Origin of the sequence: Bradyrhizobium sp. SZCCHNGR1005 (genome assembly GCF_032489995.1) — a bacterium.
Classification (GTDB): domain Bacteria; phylum Pseudomonadota; class Alphaproteobacteria; order Rhizobiales; family Xanthobacteraceae; genus Bradyrhizobium.
Genome location: NZ_JAUEZC010000003.1, coordinates 350,842 through 375,095, shown reverse-complemented (window position 1 = coordinate 375,095; position 24,254 = coordinate 350,842). Strand labels below are relative to the sequence as shown.

General features: G+C 63.0%; 34 protein-coding genes and 1 pseudogene. 23 read left to right on the top strand and 12 right to left on the bottom strand.

The genetic code is table 11. The annotated features are described in order from the left end of the window. Positions 1–11 precede the first annotated feature (11 nt). The 5 genes from QXZ85_RS14095 to QXZ85_RS14075 are packed head-to-tail and all read left to right on the top strand — an operon-like array spanning position 12 to position 1,550. Positions 12–320 (top strand): 2Fe-2S iron-sulfur cluster-binding protein, encoded by a 309-nt coding sequence (locus tag QXZ85_RS14095; RefSeq protein WP_315704649.1) that lies wholly within the window; start codon positions 12–14, stop codon positions 318–320. A gap of 17 nt (positions 321–337) precedes the next feature. After that, a complete protein-coding gene (locus QXZ85_RS14090; protein ID WP_315704648.1) occupies positions 338–556 on the top strand; it encodes a hypothetical protein in 219 nt (72 codons plus the stop codon). A 39-nt stretch (positions 557–595) separates the two neighbouring features. Beyond that, complete coding sequence (locus QXZ85_RS14085) at positions 596–913, top strand: DUF6156 family protein (RefSeq protein WP_315741934.1); 318 nt, start codon at positions 596–598, stop codon at positions 911–913. A 20-nt stretch (positions 914–933) separates the two neighbouring features. Continuing rightward, complete coding sequence (locus tag QXZ85_RS14080; protein WP_315704646.1) at positions 934–1,101, top strand: hypothetical protein; 168 nt, start codon at positions 934–936, stop codon at positions 1,099–1,101. A 20-nt stretch (positions 1,102–1,121) separates the two neighbouring features. After that, positions 1,122–1,550, top strand: coding sequence for a group II truncated hemoglobin (locus tag QXZ85_RS14075; protein ID WP_315704645.1), 429 nt, complete (start codon positions 1,122–1,124; stop codon positions 1,548–1,550). Between the two features lie 154 nt (positions 1,551–1,704). On the opposite strand, the gene QXZ85_RS14070 is transcribed toward QXZ85_RS14075, so the two are convergent. The 4 genes from QXZ85_RS14070 to QXZ85_RS14055 all read right to left on the bottom strand — a co-directional run bounded on the left by QXZ85_RS14070 (position 1,705) and on the right by QXZ85_RS14055 (position 3,745). Beyond that, positions 1,705–1,965, bottom strand: a complete 261-nt coding sequence (locus QXZ85_RS14070) for a hypothetical protein (RefSeq protein ID WP_315741933.1) — start codon at positions 1,963–1,965, stop codon at positions 1,705–1,707. 12 nt (positions 1,966–1,977) lie between these two features. After that, positions 1,978–2,736: a dienelactone hydrolase family protein gene (locus QXZ85_RS14065; RefSeq protein ID WP_315768362.1), complete on the bottom strand. Its 759-nt coding sequence runs from the start codon at positions 2,734–2,736 to the stop codon at positions 1,978–1,980. Between the two features lie 46 nt (positions 2,737–2,782). Next, positions 2,783–3,148 carry an iron-sulfur cluster assembly protein gene (locus tag QXZ85_RS14060; protein ID WP_315704642.1) on the bottom strand — a complete coding sequence of 122 codons (366 nt, stop codon included), beginning with the start codon at positions 3,146–3,148 and terminating at the stop codon, positions 2,783–2,785. A gap of 117 nt (positions 3,149–3,265) precedes the next feature. Further along, on the bottom strand, positions 3,266–3,745 hold the full coding sequence (locus QXZ85_RS14055) for a hypothetical protein (protein ID WP_315704641.1): 480 nt from the start codon (positions 3,743–3,745) through the stop codon (positions 3,266–3,268). Between the two features lie 269 nt (positions 3,746–4,014). Between QXZ85_RS14055 and QXZ85_RS14050 the strand changes: the two genes are divergently transcribed. The 3 genes from QXZ85_RS14050 to QXZ85_RS14040 are packed head-to-tail and all read left to right on the top strand — an operon-like array spanning position 4,015 to position 4,983. Continuing rightward, entirely contained in the window at positions 4,015–4,248 is a 234-nt protein-coding gene (locus tag QXZ85_RS14050) for a BolA family transcriptional regulator (protein WP_315704640.1), read from the top strand. A 49-nt stretch (positions 4,249–4,297) separates the two neighbouring features. Continuing rightward, on the top strand, positions 4,298–4,627 hold the full coding sequence (gene grxD / locus QXZ85_RS14045; protein ID WP_315704639.1) for a Grx4 family monothiol glutaredoxin: 330 nt from the start codon (positions 4,298–4,300) through the stop codon (positions 4,625–4,627). Beyond that, positions 4,624–4,983 (top strand): (2Fe-2S) ferredoxin domain-containing protein, encoded by a 360-nt coding sequence (locus QXZ85_RS14040; RefSeq protein WP_315704638.1) that lies wholly within the window; start codon positions 4,624–4,626, stop codon positions 4,981–4,983. Before grxD ends, QXZ85_RS14040 begins: the two co-directional genes overlap by 4 nt. Before the next feature lie 17 nt (positions 4,984–5,000). On the opposite strand, the gene QXZ85_RS14035 is transcribed toward QXZ85_RS14040, so the two are convergent. Beyond that, positions 5,001–5,420 carry an ArsC/Spx/MgsR family protein gene (locus QXZ85_RS14035; RefSeq protein WP_315704637.1) on the bottom strand — a complete coding sequence of 140 codons (420 nt, stop codon included), beginning with the start codon at positions 5,418–5,420 and terminating at the stop codon, positions 5,001–5,003. Between the two features lies 1 nt (position 5,421). Further along, positions 5,422–5,853 (bottom strand): response regulator, encoded by a 432-nt coding sequence (locus QXZ85_RS14030; protein ID WP_315768360.1) that lies wholly within the window; start codon positions 5,851–5,853, stop codon positions 5,422–5,424. Positions 5,854–6,260: 407 nt separating this feature from the next. Between QXZ85_RS14030 and nifH the strand changes: the two genes are divergently transcribed. The 11 genes from nifH to QXZ85_RS13975 all read left to right on the top strand — a co-directional run bounded on the left by nifH (position 6,261) and on the right by QXZ85_RS13975 (position 15,346). Next, positions 6,261–7,157, top strand: coding sequence for a nitrogenase iron protein (gene nifH, locus QXZ85_RS14025; protein WP_315704635.1), 897 nt, complete (start codon positions 6,261–6,263; stop codon positions 7,155–7,157). 94 nt (positions 7,158–7,251) lie between these two features. Further along, positions 7,252–7,992, top strand: a complete 741-nt coding sequence (locus QXZ85_RS14020) for a nitrogen fixation protein NifQ (RefSeq protein WP_409977574.1) — start codon at positions 7,252–7,254, stop codon at positions 7,990–7,992. Positions 7,993–8,003: 11 nt separating this feature from the next. Continuing rightward, positions 8,004–8,498 (top strand): iron response transcriptional regulator IrrA, encoded by a 495-nt coding sequence (gene irrA / locus QXZ85_RS14015; RefSeq protein WP_315704634.1) that lies wholly within the window; start codon positions 8,004–8,006, stop codon positions 8,496–8,498. A gap of 250 nt (positions 8,499–8,748) precedes the next feature. Continuing rightward, positions 8,749–9,957 carry a homocitrate synthase gene (gene nifV / locus QXZ85_RS14010; RefSeq protein ID WP_315704633.1) on the top strand — a complete coding sequence of 403 codons (1,209 nt, stop codon included), beginning with the start codon at positions 8,749–8,751 and terminating at the stop codon, positions 9,955–9,957. A gap of 2 nt (positions 9,958–9,959) precedes the next feature. Continuing rightward, on the top strand, positions 9,960–10,751 hold the full coding sequence (gene cysE, locus QXZ85_RS14005) for a serine O-acetyltransferase (RefSeq protein ID WP_315704632.1): 792 nt from the start codon (positions 9,960–9,962) through the stop codon (positions 10,749–10,751). Continuing rightward, positions 10,748–11,083 (top strand): nitrogenase stabilizing/protective protein NifW, encoded by a 336-nt coding sequence (gene nifW, locus QXZ85_RS14000; RefSeq protein ID WP_315704631.1) that lies wholly within the window; start codon positions 10,748–10,750, stop codon positions 11,081–11,083. The genes cysE and nifW overlap by 4 nt, the downstream gene beginning before the upstream one ends. Positions 11,084–11,333: 250 nt before the next feature. Beyond that, the gene (locus QXZ85_RS13995) at positions 11,334–12,179 is read left to right on the top strand and encodes an electron transfer flavoprotein subunit beta/FixA family protein (RefSeq protein WP_315704630.1); all 846 of its coding nucleotides are present in this window, start codon (positions 11,334–11,336) and stop codon (positions 12,177–12,179) included. A 21-nt stretch (positions 12,180–12,200) separates the two neighbouring features. Further along, the gene (locus tag QXZ85_RS13990; RefSeq protein WP_315729646.1) at positions 12,201–13,304 is read left to right on the top strand and encodes an electron transfer flavoprotein subunit alpha/FixB family protein; all 1,104 of its coding nucleotides are present in this window, start codon (positions 12,201–12,203) and stop codon (positions 13,302–13,304) included. A gap of 13 nt (positions 13,305–13,317) precedes the next feature. Continuing rightward, entirely contained in the window at positions 13,318–14,625 is a 1,308-nt protein-coding gene (locus QXZ85_RS13985) for an FAD-dependent oxidoreductase (protein WP_315704628.1), read from the top strand. 37 nt (positions 14,626–14,662) lie between these two features. Then, on the top strand, positions 14,663–14,959 hold the full coding sequence (locus QXZ85_RS13980) for a ferredoxin family protein (protein ID WP_315704627.1): 297 nt from the start codon (positions 14,663–14,665) through the stop codon (positions 14,957–14,959). A gap of 147 nt (positions 14,960–15,106) precedes the next feature. Next, positions 15,107–15,346, top strand: a complete 240-nt coding sequence (locus QXZ85_RS13975; RefSeq protein WP_315729644.1) for a transporter — start codon at positions 15,107–15,109, stop codon at positions 15,344–15,346. Here QXZ85_RS13975 and QXZ85_RS13970 read toward each other — a convergent pair. After that, positions 15,337–15,879 (bottom strand): DUF2478 domain-containing protein, encoded by a 543-nt coding sequence (locus QXZ85_RS13970; RefSeq protein ID WP_315704625.1) that lies wholly within the window; start codon positions 15,877–15,879, stop codon positions 15,337–15,339. The two genes, QXZ85_RS13975 and QXZ85_RS13970, sit on opposite strands and share 10 nt — an antisense overlap. A gap of 244 nt (positions 15,880–16,123) precedes the next feature. Between QXZ85_RS13970 and modD the strand changes: the two genes are divergently transcribed. Beyond that, positions 16,124–17,017, top strand: a complete 894-nt coding sequence (gene modD / locus QXZ85_RS13965; RefSeq protein ID WP_315704624.1) for a ModD protein — start codon at positions 16,124–16,126, stop codon at positions 17,015–17,017. Between the two features lie 107 nt (positions 17,018–17,124). Here the strand turns inward: modD and QXZ85_RS13960 are convergent, their stop codons facing one another. Then, positions 17,125–17,670, bottom strand: coding sequence for a carboxymuconolactone decarboxylase family protein (locus QXZ85_RS13960; protein ID WP_315704623.1), 546 nt, complete (start codon positions 17,668–17,670; stop codon positions 17,125–17,127). A 2-nt stretch (positions 17,671–17,672) separates the two neighbouring features. After that, on the bottom strand, positions 17,673–18,227 hold the full coding sequence (locus tag QXZ85_RS13955; RefSeq protein ID WP_315704622.1) for a peroxiredoxin: 555 nt from the start codon (positions 18,225–18,227) through the stop codon (positions 17,673–17,675). Between the two features lie 281 nt (positions 18,228–18,508). Here QXZ85_RS13955 and QXZ85_RS13950 point away from each other — a divergent pair. After that, positions 18,509–19,622, top strand: a pseudogene (locus tag QXZ85_RS13950) (mechanosensitive ion channel family protein). Between the two features lie 5 nt (positions 19,623–19,627). Here the strand turns inward: QXZ85_RS13950 and QXZ85_RS13945 are convergent. Genes QXZ85_RS13945 through QXZ85_RS13935 form a run of 3 tightly spaced genes read right to left on the bottom strand, consistent with a single transcriptional unit; the run spans position 19,628 to position 22,194 of the window. Beyond that, a complete protein-coding gene (locus QXZ85_RS13945; protein WP_315729643.1) occupies positions 19,628–20,341 on the bottom strand; it encodes a DUF1045 domain-containing protein in 714 nt (237 codons plus the stop codon). Between the two features lie 10 nt (positions 20,342–20,351). Next, positions 20,352–21,536 (bottom strand): alpha-D-ribose 1-methylphosphonate 5-triphosphate diphosphatase, encoded by a 1,185-nt coding sequence (locus tag QXZ85_RS13940; protein WP_315729642.1) that lies wholly within the window; start codon positions 21,534–21,536, stop codon positions 20,352–20,354. Beyond that, a complete protein-coding gene (locus tag QXZ85_RS13935) occupies positions 21,529–22,194 on the bottom strand; it encodes a chloramphenicol acetyltransferase (RefSeq protein WP_315704618.1) in 666 nt (221 codons plus the stop codon). The genes QXZ85_RS13940 and QXZ85_RS13935 overlap by 8 nt, the downstream gene beginning before the upstream one ends. A gap of 183 nt (positions 22,195–22,377) precedes the next feature. Here QXZ85_RS13935 and phnC point away from each other — a divergent pair, with 183 nt between their 5' ends. Next, the gene (gene phnC, locus QXZ85_RS13930; protein WP_315727683.1) at positions 22,378–23,187 is read left to right on the top strand and encodes a phosphonate ABC transporter ATP-binding protein; all 810 of its coding nucleotides are present in this window, start codon (positions 22,378–22,380) and stop codon (positions 23,185–23,187) included. Positions 23,188–23,270: 83 nt separating this feature from the next. Then, positions 23,271–24,203: a phosphonate ABC transporter substrate-binding protein gene (phnD, locus tag QXZ85_RS13925; RefSeq protein ID WP_315704617.1), complete on the top strand. Its 933-nt coding sequence runs from the start codon at positions 23,271–23,273 to the stop codon at positions 24,201–24,203. Positions 24,204–24,254 lie beyond the last annotated feature (51 nt).

The following is a 24,254-nucleotide window of genomic DNA, read 5'->3' as shown; positions in this document are numbered from 1 at the left end:
AGGAGAATCCAATGACAACCTTGACGGTGATGCCCGCGGGCCAGACCATCGAAGTCGGCGAGGGAACGACCATCCTCGCTGCGCTGCTCGGGGCCAATATCGAAATCCAGCATAAATGCGAGGGACAGGCGAAATGCGGCTCCTGCCACATCTTCGTGCATGAAGGCCGCAAGGGCGTCTCCAAGGTCGCAAAGCTCGAGAACGAGAAGCTCGACACCATCGTCGGCGTCGGCTCGAAGTCCCGCTTGGCTTGCCAGGCGACGATCCTCGGCACCGAGAACGTCAAGATCGAACTTCTGGGCTTTGCCTCGGGTCTGTGACGCGTAAGGAGGATCAGATGGAACAGCAGAACGTCGTGGTTCATGTCAGGTTCGCCTCGGACGGCACCGTCGCTGAGATCGGCGAGCGTCCGTCCGGACTTACGCCACAGCAATGGTTCGACCGGCTGAGCGATGCTATCGGCATGAAAGCGTATCAGACCTTCGCGGGGGGGCGTGGCGTGTTCAAGGTTGCACGCGAGCAGGTCGACGCCCTGAAGACCGCTGTGGCGTCCTGATAGGGCGGCCGGCGAAGCTATGAAGTCTGGGCGGCCAGCATGAAAAGCGGTGTGGAGCAGGACACGCGTTTCTTTGTGTCCTATACCGGAGTCAGGCTGCCGCTACGGCTCGTCAACGCGATCGCGCCGGACCAGCTGTCGAACCGCAACACCTTCATCCGGGGCTACTTCGATCGCGCCGGCGCCTTGATGGGCTTCGAGAAGGTGGTCTATGGCGAGATCGAGCTCATCCATCGGTATCATTATCACGCCAACGGTGCGTTGAGCCGCGCAGAGATCGTGATGCTGGATGAGGACCCGGTGACGTTGCGTTTCGACGATACTGGAACGCAGATTGCCGGGGTCGCCAGCGCGTAACGTGTGGAGGAGCCGGATCCGTGACGGTTGCCAAGTTGATCGAGGCCCTTGCGAGCATGCCGAGGGACGCTATCGTCCTGATGGACAGCGGCGCAGGACTCTCCCGGGTTGACGCGCTTCAGCTCATCGACGAGCAGGGGCCGGGCGCGCCGGCCGAGGTGATCCTGCAGCCCAGCATGGACGAGTAGCAAGAGAGCGGAAAGCACTGATGTCCGAGACGGAAACGGTCGTAACACCCTATCAGCGGATCGGCGGTGCCATCATCGTCGACCGGCTGGTCGAAGCCTTCTATCGGCGCATGGACAGCCTGCCGGAAGCCAAGGTGATCCGCGACATGCACCCGAACGATCTCGGACCGACCAAGCGGACCTTGAAGCGATATCTTTCGGAATGGCTGGGCGGCCCAAAACTCTACTCGCCGGAGAAGGGTCATCCGCGGCTCCGCCAGCGCCATATGGGCTTCAGCATCGGAGCTTCCGAGCGCGACGCCTGGTTGCTCTGCATGCGTGGCGCGCTCGAGGAGACCGTGGCCGACGCGCAAGCGCGGCAGGATGTCGATGCCGCCATGACCAAGCTCGCGGACTGGATGCGCAACCAGGCCGGCAATCCGCACGATGCGCGCGCAGCACGGCCTTGAGTTGAGATTTCACGGGACGGCAGGATGAGCAACGGCTGTTAGGGCCGGCAAGGCGAAGCTTACCCACCGACTGTGTCGCCGATGACATCGATGGACTGGCGGGCACGGCGCACTTCGATCGACGCGACCAAATGCGGCCGGTGCCGCCTTCCCCCTATGGATCTATGACCGGTGCACACAACGGCACACCGAAAAAGCTCTCATCGTCGCCGCCCCAGGCGCGATGCAGCGCCAGCGCGTTCTGCCATTGCGACAGTTCGGCGTCGCTGGCATTGCGATGGGTGATTTTGCCGTCCGGCTTGTCGGCGAGCAGATACGGCTTGCCGTTCCGGATGAACCGGTTGAGATCCTTGGTGTCGTTGGGCCGCACCACGCAGCGCGGCCGCTCGTCGATCAGGATCGTGGTCGGCAGCATCGCGCTCCTCCCTCAGTCCATCGGCGGACCCATGTCGTCGTCTGCCTTCTTCTTCTTTTTCTTGTCGGTCTTGGCGAGGGCGTAGGCGCCCGCGTTTTTCAAGGCGACCGGCGGCTGGCCGACGACATATTGGGAGATCCAGGTCATGGTCCGGTCGTGCGCAAGCTTGCTTGCGGTCTCATCATAGCTCGTGCCGTCGTCATCGAAATCATGCGCTACCCCGGGATAGGAAAATGCGCTTACCTCGGGATGGTAGGCCCTGAACTGGCCGACTTCGGCGAAGGGAACGACGGCATCGGCTTCACCGAAGTGGAGAAGAGTTGGAATTTTCCGCTTCGCGCCGGCGTTCTCGATGATCCCGGTGCCGTAATAGGAGACGGCGCAGGCGAGTCCCGTAACGCGATTTGCCGCGGTGTAGGCTAGACCTCCGCCGACGCCATAGCCGATCACTGCGATCTTGCCGCAGTCGCTGATACTGTCGACCGTGGATTGAAGCTCGGCGAAGAGGGGCGCTGTGGGATCGGAAGGAGCAGTCGCCTCACCGTCACCATCTGCCTGAGCCGGCGTGGCAGGCTCCGAGAGAGCAGGGGCGATCACAAGATAGCCGCTCGCGGCGAAGCCTTCGGCCACCTTGCGGATCTTGCCCTCGTCGTTCGCGGCATCGGGCAGTACGATAATCGCCCCTTTGGGCGTGTCTGCCGGATCGGCGCGATAGGCCGAGAACGTGTGTCCATCATTGGCGGTCAGCTTGATCGTGCTTTCTGTAGCCATGCGAAGCTCCCTTATCCGATACGGCCCAAGCAGCGCGCGCGGCGCGCTATAACAATCCAAGCTCCAACGCGACGTCTTCGGACATCCGCGACTTGTCCCACGGCGGCTCGAACACCAAGGTCACCTTGACCGATTGAACGCCATCGACGCTTGAAACGGCTTCTTCGACCATGCGCACGATTTCGCTGGCCACCGGGCAGCCGGGCGCGGTCAGCGTCATGTCGATCTCGACGGCACCGCCGCCCTGGTGGGAAATGCGATAGACCAGGCCGAGGTCATAGATGTTGACGGGGATCTCGGGATCGTAAACCGTGCGGAGCGCTGCGATGACGCTTTCGGCTGCGTCCCGTGATCCCGTGGCCATGGTTGTCGACATATTGGCTGGAGCGGTGACGGCTTGCATGTCGTTCATGCGAGTTCTCCTCTCTGATCCGTGCCCTGGTCGGGATTGAAGCTCCCGACAGGCACAATGGTGTTAGGAAGGTCCTCGTCCTGATTGTGCAAACGAAGTGCCATGCCGCCCCCTCCCTTAACCGATGCCATCGGCGAGCGCCGCGACGACCGGCCACCCGACGGCGCCGGCGGGATCGAGCTGTCGTAGCGCGTTGAGCATCTGCCGCGCGTGGTCGCGTTCATCCTTGCGCAGGTGAATGAAGGCGAGGGCTTTCAGGGTGTAGAGCGCGAAGCGGCCGGCGCCGTCGGGAATTGGCGTTTGTGGCGTCCATTGCCGCCAATCGTGAGACCAGCCGGCTTGACGCGCCGCCTCTTGCAGCCCGAGCTCGGCAACCGCTTTGGCCTCGTCGAGATTGCCTTGATAGGTGTGGATCTTGTAGAGGCAGAAATAGGTCGGAAGCTCTGCCGGCGCCGCCGCGAGCGCCTGCCGGAACAGGCGGTCGGCTCGCGCATGATCGCGCCGATAGGCAGCGACACCCTGCTGCAACAGCGCGTCGATCTCGTCCGGCAGGTCGCCGAAGTTGATCGTGTCGGGTTCGGACACCAATTCGAGCATTGCATTGACCTCGATCAATGCGTTGCAAGACGCGGACCGTTCTTGCGCCGCCTGGTGCGCGCGTTGCGCAGACGAGAACCGGCTGAGCCGCTTTCGCATGTTGCATTTGGTACGCTGCATTGCGCTCCCAAACGCGCGCCTGTCGCAAATGCGACGCAAGCCGCAGGGCGGAGTCCATTCGGTGCGACTACGAAGCTGCTTTCAACAGCGTTTTCGCGATTGGTTCGGACCTTGCATGAGCGCCATCGTTCCAGCAGGAGTGTGTTGCGATGGCGATGGCCGCAACTGATATCGAGCGCATGATAAAGGATGCGTTTCCGGATGCCGTGGTCGTGATCGAGGATCTGGCGGGCGACGGCGACCACTATTCCGCCCGGATCACGTCAGCCGCCTTCACCGGCAAGAGTCGCGTGCAGCAACATCAGATGGTTTATGCGGCGCTGAAGGGACAGATGGGCGGTATTCTGCACGCGCTGGCGCTCGAGACGGCGCTGCCGAAGTGAAATGCCACCGAAGTGAACGGTTGCATCCAGAGGTGAAAGGATCGGACAAATGTCGACATCCGAACGCATTCAAAAGCTGATCGACGGCAATGATATCGTTCTCTTCATGAAGGGCGTGCCGGCGGCGCCGCAATGCGGCTTCTCCGCGGCCGTGGCACAGATCCTGGCCAAGCTCGAGGTGCCGTATGAGAGCGTCAACGTCCTCGCCGATCCGTTCATCCGTGAAGGGATCAAGGAATTCTCGAACTGGCCGACTATCCCGCAGCTCTATGTCAAGGGCGAGTTCGTCGGTGGCTGCGACATCGTACGCGAGATGTTCCAGGCTGGCGAGCTCGGGACGCTGCTGGCCGAGAAGGGCATCAAGGCAGCGGCGTCATGAGCGAGGTTACCATCGAGGCTGACGACGATTTCGAGATTCCGCAGCTCTACAAGTATCACGCCTTTGTTTGTCTGACGCAGCGGCCGCCGCAACATCCGCGCGGCAGCTGCGGTGCGCTCGGCGTGCAGCCGCTGTGGGATCGCCTCACCAAGACCATCGAAGCGCAGCGGCTGACCGATATCGGCGTGACTGCCGCCGGCTGCTTCGGGTTCTGCAGCGCCGGTCCGATGATGGTGGTCTATCCTGACGGCATCTGGTATCGGCCGACCAGCCCTGAGGACATCGACGAGATTGTCGAGTCCCATTTCAAGCAGGGCAAGCGTGTCGATCGGCTCGTGATGGTGTTGAAGCGATAAAGCCAATCCGGAGCCGCTTAGCGCGGCTCCGGGCAGGGAGTCGTGGAAGCGTCCTGGCGCGTGCAGCCCTGGACATCGTCGAGATCGCGATGACCCAACAATGATGGCACCGGCTCGCGCTCGAAGCCGGCGCAGCATTGGCCGTCGGCCTCGATCAAGGGTCTGCGTATCAGCAGCGGATCTTCGAGCATCAGGTCGATGGCGGCAACGGCGCCGATCGCCTCCGGTTTGATCTCTCCGGATTTGATCCGCGGAGCGGCCGGATTGAACCAGGCTGATACCGGGGTGTCCGCGAAGAAGATACGCAGTCGCTCTCCTGTCCACGGCTCCGACAGTAGATTTTTAGCGATCACTGTATGGCCGGCGCGCTCCAGCATCAGTTTCTGCCGCGCATTGGTTCCGCAGCCCGGCTTCTCGTAGAACACGACCAACGTCATGTCAGAAGCCGCCGAGCTGGACCAACGTGGCGCCGCCGGCGCGGCCGAGAATGGTGTCGACCTTCTTGCGCACCGCTTCGATCGTCAATGGCTTGACCACCGCGCCGTGCGCGCCGGCCTTCAGGCCCTCGATCGCGACGGCTTCTTCGGCTTTGGTGGTGACGATCAGGACGCGTACGCCCGGGAATTTCGCGAGGATCTCGCGGACCAGCTCCGGGCCGCGTTGCTGGAGGAATGAGACGCCGAGCATCACGACATGAGGCGTCAACCATTCGACGCCCTTCTCATAGGCTTCCTCAGGGGTTGCAAGTTCGTGAGTTTCGATCTCGTCATGAAGCATGAACTGCAGGGCCGCGCGTGTGATTTCGTCCTCGTCGATCACGAATACCCGCCGCTGGTCGACTGCTTTCGCTGTTTCTACGCCGATCTGCATCGCATTCTCCTGAAGATGGCCGCGCGCACGTCCGCAAAGCGTGCAGCCATTTTCTAGCAAGTTCTGTTCCGCGTGCTGGAGCGCGAGAATGGCGCGTCTGTTGTGTTCTTTCCAACAGCCGAGGCAGTCGATCGCTCTTGCAAGGCGTTCCGATGTCAGGTTTGCAACAAGCAGCCGCAGGCCGCGGTAATTTATGCATCTCATTAGAAACGCGTCGGTTTTGACGCAGCAGCCCCTCTGGCACGTCGGTTGCAAAACGGGTTGCCAGGCAATGGTTGAGGGCTGGGTGCACGCCGACGCTTCGGACGAGCGATGCTCTCCTTCCCAATAACCCGTCTGCCGGTTCTGAAGAGATAGGGACGAGGTCTCGCATCGCCTGATGCATGCGGGACATTGGCAATCGGTTGATGGAGAGCAGAATGTCACTGCGACAAATCGCATTTTACGGCAAGGGCGGCATCGGCAAGTCGACGACGTCGCAAAACACGCTGGCGGCGCTGGCCCAGATGGGCCACCGGATCCTGATCGTCGGCTGCGACCCGAAGGCGGACTCGACCCGCCTGATCCTGCACGCCAAGGCGCAGGACACGATCCTGAGCCTGGCGGCTGCGGCGGGCAGCGTCGAGGACCTCGAGATCGAAGAGGTGATGAAGGTCGGCTATCAGAACATCCGCTGCGTCGAGTCCGGCGGTCCGGAGCCGGGGGTCGGCTGCGCCGGCCGCGGCGTGATCACCTCGATCAACTTCCTGGAAGAGAACGGCGCCTATGAGGACATCGACTACGTGTCCTACGACGTGCTCGGCGACGTGGTCTGCGGCGGCTTTGCGATGCCGATCCGCGAGAACAAGGCGCAGGAAATCTACATCGTGATGTCCGGCGAGATGATGGCGATGTATGCCGCCAACAACATCTCCAAGGGCATTCTGAAGTACGCCAATTCGGGCGGCGTGCGCCTCGGCGGCCTGGTCTGCAACGAGCGCCAGACCGACAAGGAGCTGGAGCTGGCGGAAGCCCTGGCCAAGAAGCTCGGCACCAAGCTGATCTACTTCGTGCCGCGCGACAACATCGTGCAGCATGCCGAGCTGCGCCGCATGACCGTGCTGGAATATGCGCCGGATTCGGTTCAGGCCGGCCACTACCGGGAACTCGCGACCCGGATTCACAACAATGCCGGCAAGGGCATCATCCCGACCCCGATCACGATGGACGAGCTCGAAGACATGCTGATGGAGCACGGCATCATGAAAGCGGTCGACGAGTCCCAGATCGGAAAGACTGCCGCCGACCTCGCCGCAACGGCTTAAGCAGTCTTGGTGCCGGCCTTCCACCCGTCGGAAGGCCGGCACCTCATTGCTAGAGCGTTGGACGAAGGGGCGCGAGGGACACCTGGAGTCTGCCATGGCAACATCGATGCAAGCTGCCGCTCCGCTCGCTCCGTCTGTGCCCGACGGACACGGCGAGCACGCCACGCAAGACGACGCACGACGCTACGGGCGTGAGATCTACCGCTTGCTTACAGGATCGGATCCGGCTGATGCCGAGATCGACGGCGACCGTAGCTTCGATCATCATGTCGTCGCCTCGATCATTGCGGTGTCGGCCATGGAGCATGGCTCGCTCGCGGAACGTGTCGGCCTGTCCACCGTCGAACTGATCACGCTGTTGGCGCAGTGCTTTCCTTCCGCCGCCGTCGATTCGTCCTGGCTGCCGATCACCGGAGCCGTCGCTGCGCCGGACGATGACGAGATCGCAATGGTGCGGGATCTGTTGCTGTCGCAGCGTTCGACCGAAGGTGATGTCAGCCGCTGGCTCGCCGCGATGGTTGCGCGGCGCGCGATGGAACCGAATCATCTTTGGGAAGACCTGGGGCTGCGCGAGCGCTCGGAACTCACCCGGCTCCTGATGCGGCATTTTGCCCCGCTCGCCAGCCGGAACACCAGGAATATGCGCTGGAAGCGCTTCTTCTACCGGATGCTCTGCGAAGACGACGGTTTCGTCATGTGTACGACGCCGGTCTGCACCCAGTGCAATGATTTCGATCAATGCTTCGGGGAAGAAAGCGGCGAAAGTCGCATGGCGGAACGCCGCCGTCAGGTCGCCCTGCAGGAGGCGGCCGCAGGTGCCGCGATGACGGCTTAAGGTATGTGGGGATGTTCACGGAGACGCAATTCGGCTTTTCCTGCGCGGTTGATGCGGCCGGGTGCGCGGAGCCGGATCTCTGCGCCACGGGCGAGATGCTGTTGCGCCGCTGTGAGGAGGCGCTACGCCAGGCGGGACTGCGGCCGACCCAGCAGCGCCGTCAGCTCAGCCGGCTCCTGTTCGGGAACGGCGATTGCCATGTGACCGCGGACGCGCTCTACGCGGCCGCCGTCGCCAGTGGCATGAAGATCTCCCAGGCTACCGTCTACAACACGCTCAATCAGTTCACTCAGCTCGGCCTGCTACGGCAGATCGGCGTCGATGGATCGCGGTCGTTCTTCGACACCAACACTACGGTCCATCCGCATTTCTTCTATGAGGATGAGGGCGTGCTGGTCGATGTGCCGGAGGATGTCGGCTTCGATCATCTGCCGGAGCCGCTACCGGGCTACGGCATGGAGCGGGTGGACGTCGTCATCCATCTGCGTCGCAGGCGGCACGCCTGAGCTGCTGCCGGGCTGGCCGGGAGGCGCGTTTCTCGCAAGTCTCCGGCCGACGGGATGGCCGCTTTGCTTCGCGTTGCATTCATGACCCTGTCGCGAAACCGACAAATAGCAGAAGATAGAAATCTTATTATATTTCAAATTCTTAGGTGAATTTTAGGCGGCTGGCATGGCCGTTGCTCCCTTAAACCCGCAGCCGGCTGGCGGGCGCTCGCTCCGATACCCCGGATGCAGGTTGCGAGGAGCCAAGTGAATGCCTGATGTTCCCGGACAGCGTGGGCACCAAATCGTCCGAGAGGCCGGTTCTGCGGTCAATCATCCGGCGCCGCCGGTGATCTTGAACGACACCACCTTGCGCGACGGTGAGCAGGCCCCGGGGGTCGCCTTTGCGCTCGGCGAGAAGCTTGCGATCGCGCGCGCGCTGGCACATGCCGGCGTTCCGGAGATCGAGGCAGGCACCCCCGCAATGGGCGCTGACGAGATCGCAGCGATCAGGGCGATCGTCGAGGCCGACCTGCCGGCCACCATCATCAGCTGGTGCCGGATGCGTGAGGCCGATGTCGATGCTGCCATCGCCGCAGGTGTCTCGATGGTGAACGTGTCCATTCCGACATCGGACGTGCAGATCGGAGCCAAGCTCGGTGGTGGACGCCGGGACGCGCTGGAGCTCTTGAAGCGGGTGGTCGGCTATGCCCGTGAGCGCGGGCTGGATGTGGCGGTCGGCGGCGAGGACTCATCGCGTGCCGAGGTTGGATTCCTCGCCGAAGTCATCGCCACCGCACGCTCGCTCGGTGCACGAAGGTTTCGCATTGCCGATACGCTCAGCGTGCTCGATCCCGATGCGACCTATGCTCTGGTCGCCGCATTGCGTGCGACCACCGATCTCGAACTCGAATTCCATGGTCACGATGATCTGGGCCTGGCGACCGCCAACACGCTCGCAGCCATCAAGGCCGGAGCGACTCATGCCTCGGTCACCGTGATCGGGCTTGGCGAGCGGGCCGGCAACGCTCCGCTGGAAGAGGTTGCGGTTGCCCTGCGGCAGCTCTATCGCCGCGAGACCGGCGTCGATCTGGCCGAGCTCGACAACGTGGCCAAGGTGGTCGCCGCCGCGGCCGCCCGTGCCATCCCGCTGAACAAGGCCATCGTCGGCGAACATGTCTTTACCCATGAATCCGGCATTCATGTCGATGGGCTGCTGAAGGATCAGCGGACTTATCAGGCGCTCGATCCGACCCTGTTCGGTCGCTCCAACCGGATCGTCATCGGCAAGCATTCCGGCCTGTCGGCGATCACCGCGCTGCTGTCGGACCTGCGGCTGCCGGCCAGCGCGGACGAGGCGCAGCGGATTCTCGCGCATGTGCGCAAGCATGCGGTCACCATCAAGGGGCCGGTACCGAAGGAAGCTGTCGCGGCGATCTGGCGCGAGGTCTGTGATCATCCCGTTGCGAGCCTTGCCTAGTCATGAGTGATCTCAGCCAGACCGACGTCACCAAACCCCTCGCGATCGTCGTCAAGACGCCCTCGCTGCTCGGACTGATCCGCGAGGACATCGGCTGCGTCCGTTCGCGCGATCCGGCGGCGCGCAGCGAATTCGAGACCTTGCTGACCTATCCCGGCATCCATGCCCTGATCTGGCATCGCCTGGCGCACCGGCTCTGGAGCCGCGGCTGGCGTTTCCCGGCGCGGCTGTTGTCCTGGCTCGGGCGTTTCCTGTCGAATGTCGACATTCATCCAGGGGCGCAGATCGGGCGCCGCTTCTTCATCGATCATGGCGCCTGCGTCGTGATCGGCGAGACCGCCGAGATCGGCGACGATGTGACGCTCTATCACGGGGTAACGCTCGGCGGCACCTCCTGGTCACCGGGCAAGCGGCATCCGACCTTGGAAGACGGGGTGATCGTCGGGGCTGGCGCCAAGATCCTTGGGCCGATCACGGTCGGCCGGCGCACGCGTGTCGGTGCCAATTCCGTCGTAATCCAGGGCACCCCGCCGGATGTTACGGTGGTCGGCATCCCGGCCAAGGTCGTGCGTCCGGAGTTCACTCATCGCCGCACCGTCGGCCGCATCGACCTCGACCATCATCTGATGCCGGACCCCGTAGGGGAGGCGCTTTCGGTGATGCTGGACAGGATCGAATTTCTCGAGGCGCAGCTCGCACACGTTAAACAGCGGCTGCGCCATGGCCCGCCTGCGCCGGCGCCCACAAGCGCCTGTGAGGCGGATCCCGTTTTGATGCAAGGAGCCAACTCATGACCGCAATGCCTGATGTGCTGGAGCAGCTGAACAAGACCTCGGCTGCCGAGGACTTCTTCAAGCTCCTGGACGTCGACTACGATCCCAAGGTCCTGAACGTCTGCCGGCTGCATATTCTGCGCCGCATGGGACAATATCTCGTTAGCGAAGATTTTACCGGCGCGTCCAATGATGAAGCCGCAGCGCGCTGCAAATCATTCCTCGAACAGGCCTATCAGGACTTCATCACCTCGACGCCGTTGGATCAACGCGTGTTCAAGGTCCTGAAGGAAGCGGTGGCGCCGCCGAAGCCGGCGCCCAAGCCTTTCGTGCCGCTCACTACGCTGAAGTAGTTCTTCAACAATCGCGAACGATTCCAAAGAGCCGCCAGCATGTCGTTCATGCTGGCGGCTTTGTTCTTTCTCACCTCTGTCGCATTCCCGACGCGTGCTGCATCCGACCTGTCGGACCTCTGCAAAAAAGCTGAGCAACAGATCAGGGGCGCTCTCGAAGTAATTGAATCAGCGTCGATATTCGGCATGACGAAAACTGGTACGACAATTGCTGTCCTCTCGTGCAGGCCCCACGCTCGGGAGTGATCACATGCATATCGTGGTTTGCATCAAACAGGTTCCGGACTCCGCGCAGATCCGGGTCCACCCCGTCACCAACACGATCATGCGCCAGGGCGTGCCGACCATCGTCAATCCTTACGACCTGTTCGCGCTCGAGGCCGCGCTGCAGCTGCGCGACAAGTTCGGCGGCGAAGTGACAGTGCTGACCATGGGGCCGCCGTCCGCGGAAGATTCGCTGCGCAAGGCGCTGACCTTCGGCGCCGATCGGGCCGTGCTGCTGACCGATCGCTTTTTCGCCGGTGCCGATACGCTGGCCACGACCTATGCGCTCGCCACCGCCATCCGCAAGATCAGCGAGACCTTTGGCGCTCCGGATATCGTCTTCACAGGCAAGCAGACCATCGACGGCGACACCGCTCAGGTCGGGCCCGGTATCGCCAAGCGCCTTGGCCTGTTGCAGCTCACTTACGTCGCCAAGATCTGCGAGGTTGACCCTGTCGCGCGCACCATCGAGGCAGAGCGCCGTTCCGAGGGCGGCGTCCAGGTGCTGAAGACCAAGCTGCCCTGTCTGGTCACGATGTTGGAAGCCACCAACGAGATCCGCCGCGGCGCGATGATCGATGCCCTGCGCGCGGCGCGGGCTCAGATCGTGACGTGGAGCGCCAAGGACGCGGGGGTGGAAGATATTTCGAAATGCGGCCTGAAGGGATCGCCGACCATCGTCAAACGCGTCTTTGCGCCGTCGGCGCGCGCAGAGAAGGCCACCTTCGTCGATTTTTCCAATCGGGCGCCGGCAGACGCGCTGATCGAAGAGCTCTTCAAGCGACAGCCGAAGCTCGAAGCCGAGTTGGTGACGTCGGCACATGGCTTCTGACGGACAGACGGGAACACGACCATGAGCGAACCGACCAAAACACCGGCTCCTGCAGGCCGCGCCGCGACCAAGAAAGAGCTGCCCGAGCATTTCAAGGCGTATAAGCACGTCTGGGTGTTCATCGAACAGGAGCGCGGTCAAGTGCACCCCGTCTCCTGGGAGCTGATGGGCGCCGGGCGCAAGCTTGCTGACAAGCTTAAAGTCGACCTCGCGGCGGTCGTGATCGGGCCGCCCGGCGAGGCTGTTCAGCACGCGGCCGCCGAAGCATTCTGCTACGGCGCGGACCTCGCTTATATCGTCGCCGACCAGGTGCTGACCGACTACCGTAACGAGGCCTACACCAAGGCGCTGACCGATACCGTCAACACCTTCAAGCCGGAAATCCTGCTGCTCGGCGCCACCACCTTGGGACGTGACCTTGCGGGCTCAGTCGCCACCACCTTGCTGACTGGCCTCACCGCCGATTGCACCGAACTCGATGTCGACGCGGACGGCTCACTCGCTGCCACGCGTCCGACCTTCGGTGGCTCGCTGCTATGTACCATCTACACGCTGAACTATCGCCCGCAGATGGCAACCGTACGTCCGCGCGTGATGCCGATGCCGGAGCGGGTCGAGAAGCCGGTCGGCCGCATCATCGAGCACAAGCTCGGTCTTGTGGAGGATGACATCGTCACCAAGATTCTCTCGTTTATTCCCGACCGCGACTCCGCGAAGTCGAACCTCGCTTATGCGGACATCGTGGTGGCCGGCGGCCTCGGCTTGGCCTCGCCGGAAAACTTCCAACTGGTGCGCGGCCTCGCATCCGTGCTCGGTGCCGAATATGGCTGCTCGCGTCCGCTGGTGCAGAAGGGCTGGGTGACATCGGATCGCCAGATCGGTCAGACCGGGAAGACCATCCGGCCCAAGCTATACATTGCGGCCGGAATTTCCGGAGCGATCCAGCATCGCGTCGGCGTCGAGGGTGCGGACCTGATCGTGGCCATCAATACCGACAAGAACGCCCCGATCTTCGACTTCGCCCATATCGGCATCGTCACCGACGCGATCCGGCTGTTGCCGGCGCTGACGGAAGCGTTCAGGGCACGGCTGTCGCCGCACTCGCGCGATCGCATCGCAAGCTAGAAGGAGCAGGGCAATGATCGAGGAACGGTTCGACGCGATCGTCGTGGGCGCCGGCATGGCCGGCAATGCCGCTGCGCTGACCATGGCCAAGCGCGGCATGAAGGTGCTGCAGCTCGAGCGCGGCGAATATTCGGGCTCGAAGAATGTGCAGGGCGCAATCCTCTACGCGGACATGCTGGAGAAGCTGATTCCGGATTTCCGCGAGGAGGCGCCGCTCGAGCGGCATCTGGTCGAGCAGCGCTTCTGGATGCTCGACGACAAATCGCATGTCGGCCTGCATTACCGTTCGGATGACTTCAACGAGGAGAGGCCGAACCGCTACACCATCATCCGCGCGCAGTTCGATAAATGGTTCTCATCCAAGGTGAAAGAAGCCGGAGCTACCGTGCTGTGCGAAACCACAGTGACGGAGCTCGCGCAGGACGCTTATGGCAAGGTCATCGGGGTCAAGACGGACCGGCGCGACGGCGAGATCCATGCCGATGTCGTGGTGCTCGCGGAGGGCGTCAATGGCCTGCTGGGGACACGCGCGGGCCTGCGTGAGCGGCCGAAGCCGGAGAACGTCGCGCTTGCGGTCAAGGAGATGCACTTCCTGCCGCGCGAGACGATCGAGGCTCGCTTCAACCTCAAAGGGGATGAAGGTGCCGTCATCGAGGCCGCCGGCACCATCTCCAAAGGAATGACCGGGATGGGCTTCATCTACTCCAACAAGGAGTGCATCTCGCTCGGCATCGGCTGTCTGGTCTCCGACTTCCAGAAGACCGGAGAAACGCCCTATGGCTTGTTGGAACGCTTCAAGCGGCATCCGTCGGTCGCGCCGCTGATCGAGGGCTCGGAGGTCAAGGAATATGCCGCGCATCTGATTCCGGAAGGCGGCTACAACGCGATCCCGCAGCTCTGCGGCGATGGCTGGGTCGTCGTCGGCGATGCTGCCCAGCTCAATAATGCGATCCATCGCGAAGGCTCCAACCTTGCGATGACCTCGGGTCGGATCGCGGCAGAAGCGATCTTCCAGGTGAAGTCGCGGCGCGATCCCATGACCAAAGCGAACCTCTCGCTCTACAAGAAGATGCTTGAGGACTCCTTCGTCATCAAGGATCTGAAGAAATACAAGGACATGCCGGCGCTTCTGCACAACCAGTCGCAGAACTTCTTCCTGACCTATCCGCAGCTGGTCTCCAAGGCGATGCAGAACTTCGTGCGGGTTGACGGCACGCCGAAGAAGGAAAAAGAGAGCAGCATGCTGCGCTCATTCGTGAATGCGCGGTCGTGGACCGGCCTGTTCGGCGATGCGTTCCGCTTCGCGCGGGCGTGGCGTTGAGCAGCAATCGAGATTCTGAACGAGAGGGAGATCAGACATGACCACGGAAGTCGCTGTGCGGGTCGAGGACAAGCTGTTCTACAATCGTTATCTGGTCGACTCCGGGCGGGCTCACATCAAAGTGCGTCCGCATACCACGCCCACGCCGCAGCTGCTCTCACTACTGAAGGCCTGCCCCGCGCGCTGCTATGAACTCAACGACAAAGGACAGGTCGAGATCACTGCCGACGGCTGCGTCGAATGTGGCACCTGTCGGGTGATCGGGGAGGCCAGCGGCGACATCGAGTGGAGCTATCCTCGCGGCGGTTATGGCGTGCTGTTCAAGTTCGGCTGAGCCGAACGTCTTCGCTGTCATGACGGCGATTTGTCGAAGACGCGACAATGACGTGGGTCATTTCTTGTATTCCTGGCAATATACCTGATTGAGGACCGGCGGACTTTCTGCTTTCATCTGCGTGCAGCATCAAAGAGGAAGTTGCACGTGGAACTGAGCGCACGAAATGTTCTGCCAAGAACGATTGCAGCGGTCGCGGAAGGCGTGACGACCGCTCATGTGAAGGTCGAAAAAGTCCCGGGCCTGACGGTGTTTTCGGCCAGCACCAATGAGGCGGTCGATGAGCTCGAGCTGAAGGACGATGACGTCGTCTCGGCAGGTATCGAAGTCGTCGGACGTGATAATCGGCAAGTAAGCTGTCTGTGTGTGCCCGCTGCTCAGTGCTGACGAGAGGACACCTCGCGCCACCACGCGGTGATGGCTGGGCGGGAGGGCTGCAACGTCGTCCCGCAGTCGCCGGTGAACGTCTGCCACTCCGCGACACATTTTTCGGGAACTGCCGTCAGGACTGGAATCCCCGACATGATCGCCAGGGCAAGCTCGTCCCGCAGCCCACCGCCGGAGGCTTCCTGCTTGGAGAATTTGTTCACCACGATCAGGTCGACCTGGGCATTGATCGCCCGCTGGACTGCCATCGCCGCTTCGGCGAGGCCGCCAGCGTCCAGCTTGCACGCCATGGCGCCGCTGCCAAGCGGCTGGCAGATGGAGATCGCGTGACCGTCGGCGAGATCGATCACTTCCATGCCTGTCTTCTTGCCGGCGGCGTCGCGGACGTTGTGCTGGACCACGCCGCCGACCCGGACGCCGTCGCGCAGCAGAGCTTGCGCAAAATCGGACAGCAGGCTGTCGGCGTCGTCGGCCGGTCCGTAGAGCACGGCTGCGAGGCGATTGAGGTCCGGGTCGACAGAATCCTGGTTCATGGCGAGCTTGAGTCGTTTGGCCTCGGACGGGTTGCCGGTTCAGATCGTCGCGAACGGCAAGACGAGTTACAGACGCTACGCGTCCCATCGCGTGCATGCAACCGCCGCTCCGCCTAGAACGGAGTGTGCATTGGGTCGACGCGGGTGGGACGGTAGTGCAGGGATCGGAATGGGATCGTCCGAAACGCGACATCCTGCGTCGGCAAGCGAACGTCTCGGGAGCGCGGGGAATAAGAGGTATTGAATGACGACAGCTGCATCGCGGGCAGAATTGGAAGCTTTGCTCCAGGACGACGTGCCGTATGGCGATCTCACGACAGAAGCGCTTGGGATCGGAACGGCGGCCGGCGTCATGCGGTTTACCGCCCGCGATCGGATGACGCTGGCGCTGGCGGAAGACGCCGCCGCCTTGGTCGAGCTCGCGGGAGCTCGGGTCGAGTTGTTCGCTGCCAGCGGTGCTGTTCTTGAGAAGGGAGCGCCGATCCTGAGCGCGTCCGGTCCGGCCTCGGCGCTGTTGCGCGGCTGGAAGGTCGCGCAGACCTTGATCGAGATCTGGTCCGGTGTTGCGACCGAAGCGCAAGCGACCGTAAAGGCCGCTAGATCTGTGGCTCCCGGTATCAGCGTGGCCTGCACCCGAAAGAATGTTCCGGGCGTGAAGCGCTTTGCGGTGGCGGCGGTCCGAGCGGGGGGAGCGGTCATGCACCGGCTCGGGCTCTCGGAAACTGTGCTGCTGTTTCCTGAACACCGCGCGTTTCTCGGCGAGGCCTCGCTTGCGGACATTGTCGAACGATTGCGGCGCGCCGCTCCCGAAAAGCGGCTGGTCGTGGAAGTGACCAATGTGGAGCAGGCGGTGGCGGCCGCCGCGGCGGGATTCGACGTGATCCAGGCCGAGAAGTTCGCGCCGGAGGACATTGCGACGTTGGTCGCACGCACGCAGACGGCGCCCACGACGCGCGCGCGTCCGGTCATCGCCGCGGCTGGTGGCGTCAATGCGCAAAATGCCGCCGCTTATGCCGCAGCCGGCGCCGATGTGCTGGTGACATCAGCGCCGTATCTCGCGCGTCCACGCGATGTTCAGGTGGTGATTTCGCCCGCGACCGAAGGTCGCAGCCATGGCGGGGCGTTCAGTGCAGCCTGATCCCGCGTCTTCGCTTTCGCTGCAGTCGTCGGCTTAGGATGTTGGATCTGATCTAAGAAGCTCGCGCCCCTCTCTTTGTCGGGGACGCGAGCTCCGGAAGCCTACGGCTATTCCGCCGCCTGCGCGAGGCTGACCCCGGCAGCTTCGATCGCAACCGCGACCGACTGGATGATCGCGGCGAACCGGACCGCGGTCTGGATCGTGGCGGCATTGACGCCGGCCTCGTTCAGCGTCTTCTCATGCGCGTCGATACACGTACCGCAGCCGTTGATCGCGGAGACCGCGAGCGACCACAGCTCGAAATCGACCTTGTCGACCCCGGGATTGGCGATCACGTTCATGCGCAGCCGTGCCGGCATCGTGGCGTAGTCCTTGTTCGAGGCAAGGTGCACGAAGCGGTAATACACGTTGTTCATGGCCATGATCGAGGCGGCGGACTTCGCCGCCGCCAGCGCTGCCGGCGACAGATGCTGGGCCGCCACGGCCTCCAATGCCGCAACCACCGTCGGATTTCGCGTCGCAATCGCGCAAGCGACAAATAGGCCGTATTTGGCCTGCGGCGACAACGTCTCGTCCGACGCCATGGACGACAGGTTCAACCTGACGTCCTTGGCGAAGTCCGGGATCCGGTCCTTCAGTTGGTCGATCGGCATGATCAGGCGACCTTCAGCGTCTCGCCGCCGACTTCACGGTTGCACGGGCAGAGCTCGTCGGTCTGCAGCGCGTCGAGCACACGCAGCGTATCCTTCGGGGCGCGGCCGACGTTCAGATTGGTCGCGTAGACGTGCTGGATCGTGTTGTCGGGATCGACGATGAAGGTGTAGCGGTAAGCGACACCATCCGGGGAGCGGACGCCCAGGCCGTCGACCAGCGCGCCCTTGGTGTCGGCAAACTGCCAGATCGGTAGCTGGTGCAGGTCCTTGTGATCGCGCCGCCAGGCGAGCTTGCAGAACTCGTTGTCCGTGGAGCCGCCGAGCACGACGGCATCGCGATCAGCGAAATCCTTCGACAGCCGGGCGAACTCAGCGATCTCGGTCGGGCAGACGAAGGTGAAGTCCTTGGGATAGAAGAAGATGATCTTCCACTTACCTGGGAAGCTGTTTTCCGTCAGGGTCTCGAAGGCGCTTTCGCCCTTCTCCTCCTGGAAGTGAAAACCGGGCTTCACGCCGACGATTTCGAACGATGGCAGCTTACTTCCAATTCCGAGCATGGTGCACTCCAAGAAATCACTGCGTTGCAATAGCGATGCGGATTGTGCATTGCAAGCGATATGCCATTCGTTTGCAACATCAGTGGATTGTCGGAAAAGCAACATCGCGTAGCTTGATGCTGCACGTGCGTATCGTTGGCATATCGGGGGCTTTAGTCCGGCGAGCGGTTCCGGGCAAGCCGGCCATGCGCCGAACGCATGCTGCGGTGCAGCTGACGCGTGATCCGAAGAAGCGCTGATGAGTTGGTCTCGCTTCCAACAGCTGGCGGGAGAGATCGGGCATGCAGGAACTCGTCGAGCGGATGTCGGGCTTGGCGCCGGAATGGCTGATCGGACCTGGTCTGATCGCCGCCGCGATCGTCGGGGCGCTGCTGATCTACAAGGTGATCCGCGCCGTGGTGAAGCGGACGATCGGCGCGCGAAGCTCGATCTTGCTGCCGACCCTGCAGCGGACTGCCGGACCTGCCCGTCTCGCCCTTTGCCTGATTGCCGTCGCTCTCGTTCTGCCGCTCGCCCCGCTTGATGACGCCTGGAGACGGGCGCTTGCGCATCTGTTCGCGGTGGCGACCATCGCGCTGGTCGGCTGGATCACGATCCGCGCCGTCGATCTTGCCGCCACGCGCTATCTCCAGCGCTTCCGCAATGACATCGCGGAAAATTTCATGGCGCGCAAGCACGTCACCCAGGTCCGCGTGTTCAAGCGGGTGATCGATACCTTGATCATCATCGTCGTGATCTCGACCGCCTTGATGACGTTCGATTCGGTCAGGCAATACGGCGTCAGCCTGTTTGCGTCGGCCGGCGCCGCCGGCCTGATCGTCGGTCTCGCAGCCCGGCCGCTGCTGAGCAACCTGATCGCTGGTGTGCAGATCGCCGTGACACAGCCGATCCGGATCGAGGATGCGGTCATCATCGAAAACGAATGGGGCTGGGTCGAGGATATCGCATCGACCTACGTGGTCATCCGTCTGTGGGATTGGCGCCGCATGGTCGTGCCGCTGTCTTATTTCATCGAACGTCCGTTCCAGAATTGGACCCGTGATGCGGCGTCCCTGATCGGCATCGGTGATGCTGTATGTCGACTACGCGGCGGACGTGCCGCGGATCCGCAAACGGCTCGAGGAGGTCGTCAAGCAATCGAAATTGTGGGACGGCGCGGTCGTCAATCTGCAGGTCGTCGATGCCAACTCCCGTACGATGGAGCTGCGAGCCCTGGTCAGCGCCCGCAATGCACCGCAAGCCTGGGACTTGCGCTGTGAGGTGAGGGAGAAGCTCATCGCCTTCCTGCAGAAGGAGATGAGGGAAGCTTTGCCACGCGACCGCGCCGACATCTTGCCGCCGCTCGCCGTGCATGCGGATCAGCTGCGGCCGAGCTACGCCGGCGCAGCACACTGAGCCTGCTAAGCGGGCGACGCGCATCCCGTGAGCGGCCAGGACCCGATAATGCGGAAGCGGGCTCTTGGATCGGATTGGCGAAATAACACGATCTGGTCGATCGCGAGCTGCGCGAGCTTCATCTCGGCGAAACGGGCTTGCAGCATCGCAAGGATCGGCTCGCGACGCGCGGCCTCCAGCCGGCATGTCAACGTCATGTGGAAGCGGAATTCCTCCATGACGTAGGGATAGCCCCAAACGTCCAGATATTCGACCTGACGCGGCGTCAGCGCCTCGGGCTTTCTGCGCGCGCGATCCTCCGGCGTGGTCGGCGCGCGGAAGGGATCGAAGGCGCGGACGCAGTCCGCCGCAAGCCCCTGCCGCGCGTCCGAGCGCTCGCCCGGGATCACCGCGATGAATCCGCTGATCGCATCCACCACGGGGCGGATGAGCGGGATCGCGCGCGGCACGCTCACGAAATCGCGACAGGCCGTCACCAGGTCCGCTTCGCTTCGTCCATCGGCCAGCCCGAACGGCGCCTTCAAGGTGGCGTGAAAGCCGTATTTGCGGGCGTCCTCGGTCAGCTCGCGCCAGTCGGCAATCGCTTCCGTGATCCCGTCCGCGAACGCGGTATCCACTCCGCGTCGCGCATCATAGCCGAGCAGAGAGTTGCCGAAACGATCCAGCAGGCTCGCCTCGGGCGGTGCGTAGTAGATCGCGTAACGTGGAAATTTGGCCATCTCGATCGGCTTACTCGGCAGCTGCGGCACGGGCGAGCGGCGCGGTGAGCCGGCCTGGCTCGGTCAGATAAACCAACTGCCCATTGGCGATGACCGCGACCACCCGCGGCCGCATCGGCACCTGATCATCGACCATGATGATGTCGGCGCGCTGACCCGGTGCAATGCTGCCGCGATCAGTGAGCCCCGCAGCGCGCGCAGGTCCGCCCGAGACGAGATCCCACGCACGAGCCAGGGAGAGCACGCCGTCGGCGGCGAGGCGGAAGGGGGCCAGGAGTGGCGCCGGATAGTAATAATCGGACGCCAGTACCGAGCAGAGGCCATTCGCGATCATGTCGCTCGCTTTGGTCCAGCCGGTATGGCTGCCGCCGCGAACGACGTTGGGCGCGCCGTAGACGATGGCGTCACCGCCTTCCGCCGCTTCGCGCGCCGTTTCCTCGTTGATCGGAAACTCTGCGATCGTCACGCCCTGTGCGCGGAATGCCTTGCGCATCGCCGGCGTATCGTCGTCATGCGAGAGCATCCGCACCCCGGCGTCGCGCGCGATGCTGGCAAGGCGCGCAATCGACGCCGGCACTTCATCGGCGCGCGAGACGACATCCGCCACGAGGCGATCGAATGCCTCACCCGAAAGCCCGGTCCGATCGACCATGCGCTGGCGCTTCTGCGGCTTTTCCAGCGAGGCGAGCGTCGAATTCATGTGATCGTTGAAGGCGAACAGGTCGACACGACCCGTCGCCAGCCACTGCGCGATCTCCTCCTCGGCACCGAGATTGTAGGTCTCGTGACGCAGATGGAAGCGCGTGTCGGCCGAAAGCCGCGGTCGCAAGTCCTCGATGGATTCGAGCAGGCGGCGCGCATTGTCGGCGCTGCGCAGGCCCGGCTCCCAGGACCAGGTGGTCGCGTGGAAGACCGTGGTGATGCCGTTCGCAATCGCCTGGCGGTCGCTGTCGATCAGCGCGACGTCGACCGGGAAGCCGACACCGGCGCGCGGCTCCATCTGACGCTCGAACGCATCGCCGTGCACATCGACAATGCCGGGCAGGACGAGAAGCTCCCGCGCGTCGAGTTCGACCGCAGAGCCGCTACGAGACACACCGATATCGGCAATTTCACCTTCGGTAACGGAGAGGAAGGTGTCGACGAAGTCGCTGCCGAGCAGCGTTCGGCCACCTGAGATGATGAGATCAGTCATGAGAGACACTTTGCCGCACCCGGCCGGTCGCGTCGAGCGCGGACTCGTATGTGTCCAGGAATTCGTCAATCGCCAGCCTTCTGAAGTCCGGCAGCGCTGCGCGTAGCGCCTCGTGGTGCCAATCCCACCATGCCAGCCGGATCAGCCGCTCGGCGACATCTTCGGGAAACCGGCGCTTGACCGGGCGCGCCGGATTGCCGGCCACGATAGTGTAGGCCGGAACGTCCTTGGTGACGATGGCCCCTGCCGCGACCACCGCGCCGGTCCCGATGTTGCGGCCGGGCAGCACGATCGCGCCGTGACCGATCCAGACATCGTGACCGATATTGACGTGGTGCTCCTTCCGCCAGGCGAAGAACTCGGCCTCGTCGTTTTCGCCGGAGAAATAAGCGCTGGCGCGATAAGTGAAATGCGCCTGGGTGGCGCGGTGCATCGGATGATTGCCGGGATTGATCCGCGTCATCGCTGCGATCGAGCAGAACTTGCCGATGCTCGTGTAGGTAATCTGGGAGTCGTTGACTACGTAGGAGTAGTCGCCCATCGCGACGTCGAGCAGGATCGTGCGTGCGCCGACTTCGCAATAGGCGCCCAAGGTCGAGCCCTGAACCTTGGCGCTGGAATCGATGGTGGGAGCCACCCCGAGTATCTTTCCGGCCATCTCGATCACTCTCCGTTTACCGTCGGCGGGCGTCGTCTTCTATCAGTGTGATGACATCGCGGTGACATGCGCGTGACGTGTGCTGCCGGCGTGTGGACGGTTCGGTGCAGCAGCAGAGCTGTCACATAACTGTAGAATCCGGGCGCTAGCGGAGAGTGCGGTCCTAGCTGTCCGGAGAACCCAATGCTGGTGGTAGATGGTTTGACGTGTCGTTTTGGCGCGAAAACCGCAGTCGATAACGCTTCGTTCACCATCGCGCCGGGCAGCTTCGTCGGTGTCATCGGCCGGTCGGGCGCCGGTAAATCGACGTTGCTGCGGTCGATCAATCGGCTGAACCCGGTCAGCGGCGGGCGCATCCTGTTCAAGGACGTCGATGTCACCGCGCTGCGCGGCCGCGACCTGCGACAATGGCGTGCTCGGTCGGCGATGATCTTCCAGCAGTTCAATCTGGTCGGCCGCCTCGATGTGCTGACCAATGTCCTGATGGGGCGGCTGGCGCACATCCCATTCTGGCGCTCGCTGGCGCAGCAGTGGCCGGCACAAGATGTTGCCGTGGCGCTCTCGGCGCTCGAACAGTTCGACATGGCCAGCCTCGCGGCCCAGCGCGCGGACCAACTCTCCGGTGGCCAGCAGCAACGCGTCGCCATCGCGCGCGCCATGGTGCAGGAGCCCGAACTCATTCTCGCCGACGAGCCGATCGCCTCGCTCGATCCGCGCAACACAAAGATCGTGATGGATGCGCTTCTGCGCATCAACAAGCATTTCGGCATCACGGTGATCTGCAATCTGCACTCGCTCGATCTCGCGCGCGGCTATTGCGATCGCCTGATCGGCATGGCGACCGGCCGTGTCGTGTTCGATGATCTGCCGGCGGCACTCACGCCTCAGATCGCGCGCGAATTGTATGATCTCGAGGCCGACGAAGTGATGGACGCGGTGCGTCCTGCGGCGGCCGCGACCGCTCCAGCCCTCGGCCAAGCCGCCGTGGCCTGACCGAGAGTTTTGCGAACTTGGCTGCCGCATTGTGCGGCGTTCAAGACGTCTCACTGCAAGTACTGCAAGAAAAAGGACACGTCATGATCAATCGTCGTATCGTTCTGGCGGGCGTTGCCGCGCTGGCGTTCACGGCTTCCGCCTCCGCCGAGGATTGGAAGGCGAAGTATCCGGAACTGACCTTCGCAGTCGTTCCGGCCGAGAACGCCTCCGGCGTCACCGAGCGCTGGGCGCCGTTCGTCAGCTATCTGTCCAAGGAACTCGGCGTGAAAGTCACGCTGCGCATCGCCAATGACTATGCCGCGGTCATCGAAGGACAGCGCGCCGGCAACATCCATATTGCCAGCTACGGCTCCGCCTCGTTCGCGCGTGCGCGGCTGACCGGCGTCAAGACCGATGCCTTCGCCAACGACATCAATGCGGACGGCAGCACCGGTTACTACTCGGTGTTCTTCGTCAAGGCGGGCAGCCCGTATCAGAAGGTCGAGGATCTCAAGGGCAAGAACCTGGGCCTGGTCGATCCGAACTCGACCTCCGGCAACAACGTGCCGCGCTTCGAGCTCAACAAGATGGGTATCGGCAGCGCCGAGGGCTATTTCAGCAAGGTCGTCTTCACCGGCAGCCACGAAAACGCAGTGCTGGCGCTGGCTCAGGGCACGGTCGACGTCGCGGCCAACCAGTGGACCAGCGACAATGATTCGACGCTGGCGCAGATGCTCACCAAGGGCATGCTGAAGAATGTCGATGGCTCGCCGATGAAGAAGGACGATTTCCGCATCATCCATAAGTCGGCCCTGATCATCAACGGGCCGTACGCCTACAACTCGGAGCTTCCGGAAGAGGCCAAGGCCGCGATCGCCAAAGCCTTCTTCGATGCGCCGACCAAGGACAAGGCAGCCTTCGATCGGCTGTCGGATGGCCAGAAGCAGGGCTTCCATCCGGCCACGACCAAGGATTGGGATGCCACCATCGAACTGATCAAGTTCGTCGACAGCCTGCGCAAGAAGGCGTCCTGATCTGTTCTCCGTCAAAAGCCGGGTCTATGCGACCCGGCTTTTTTCCGTAGC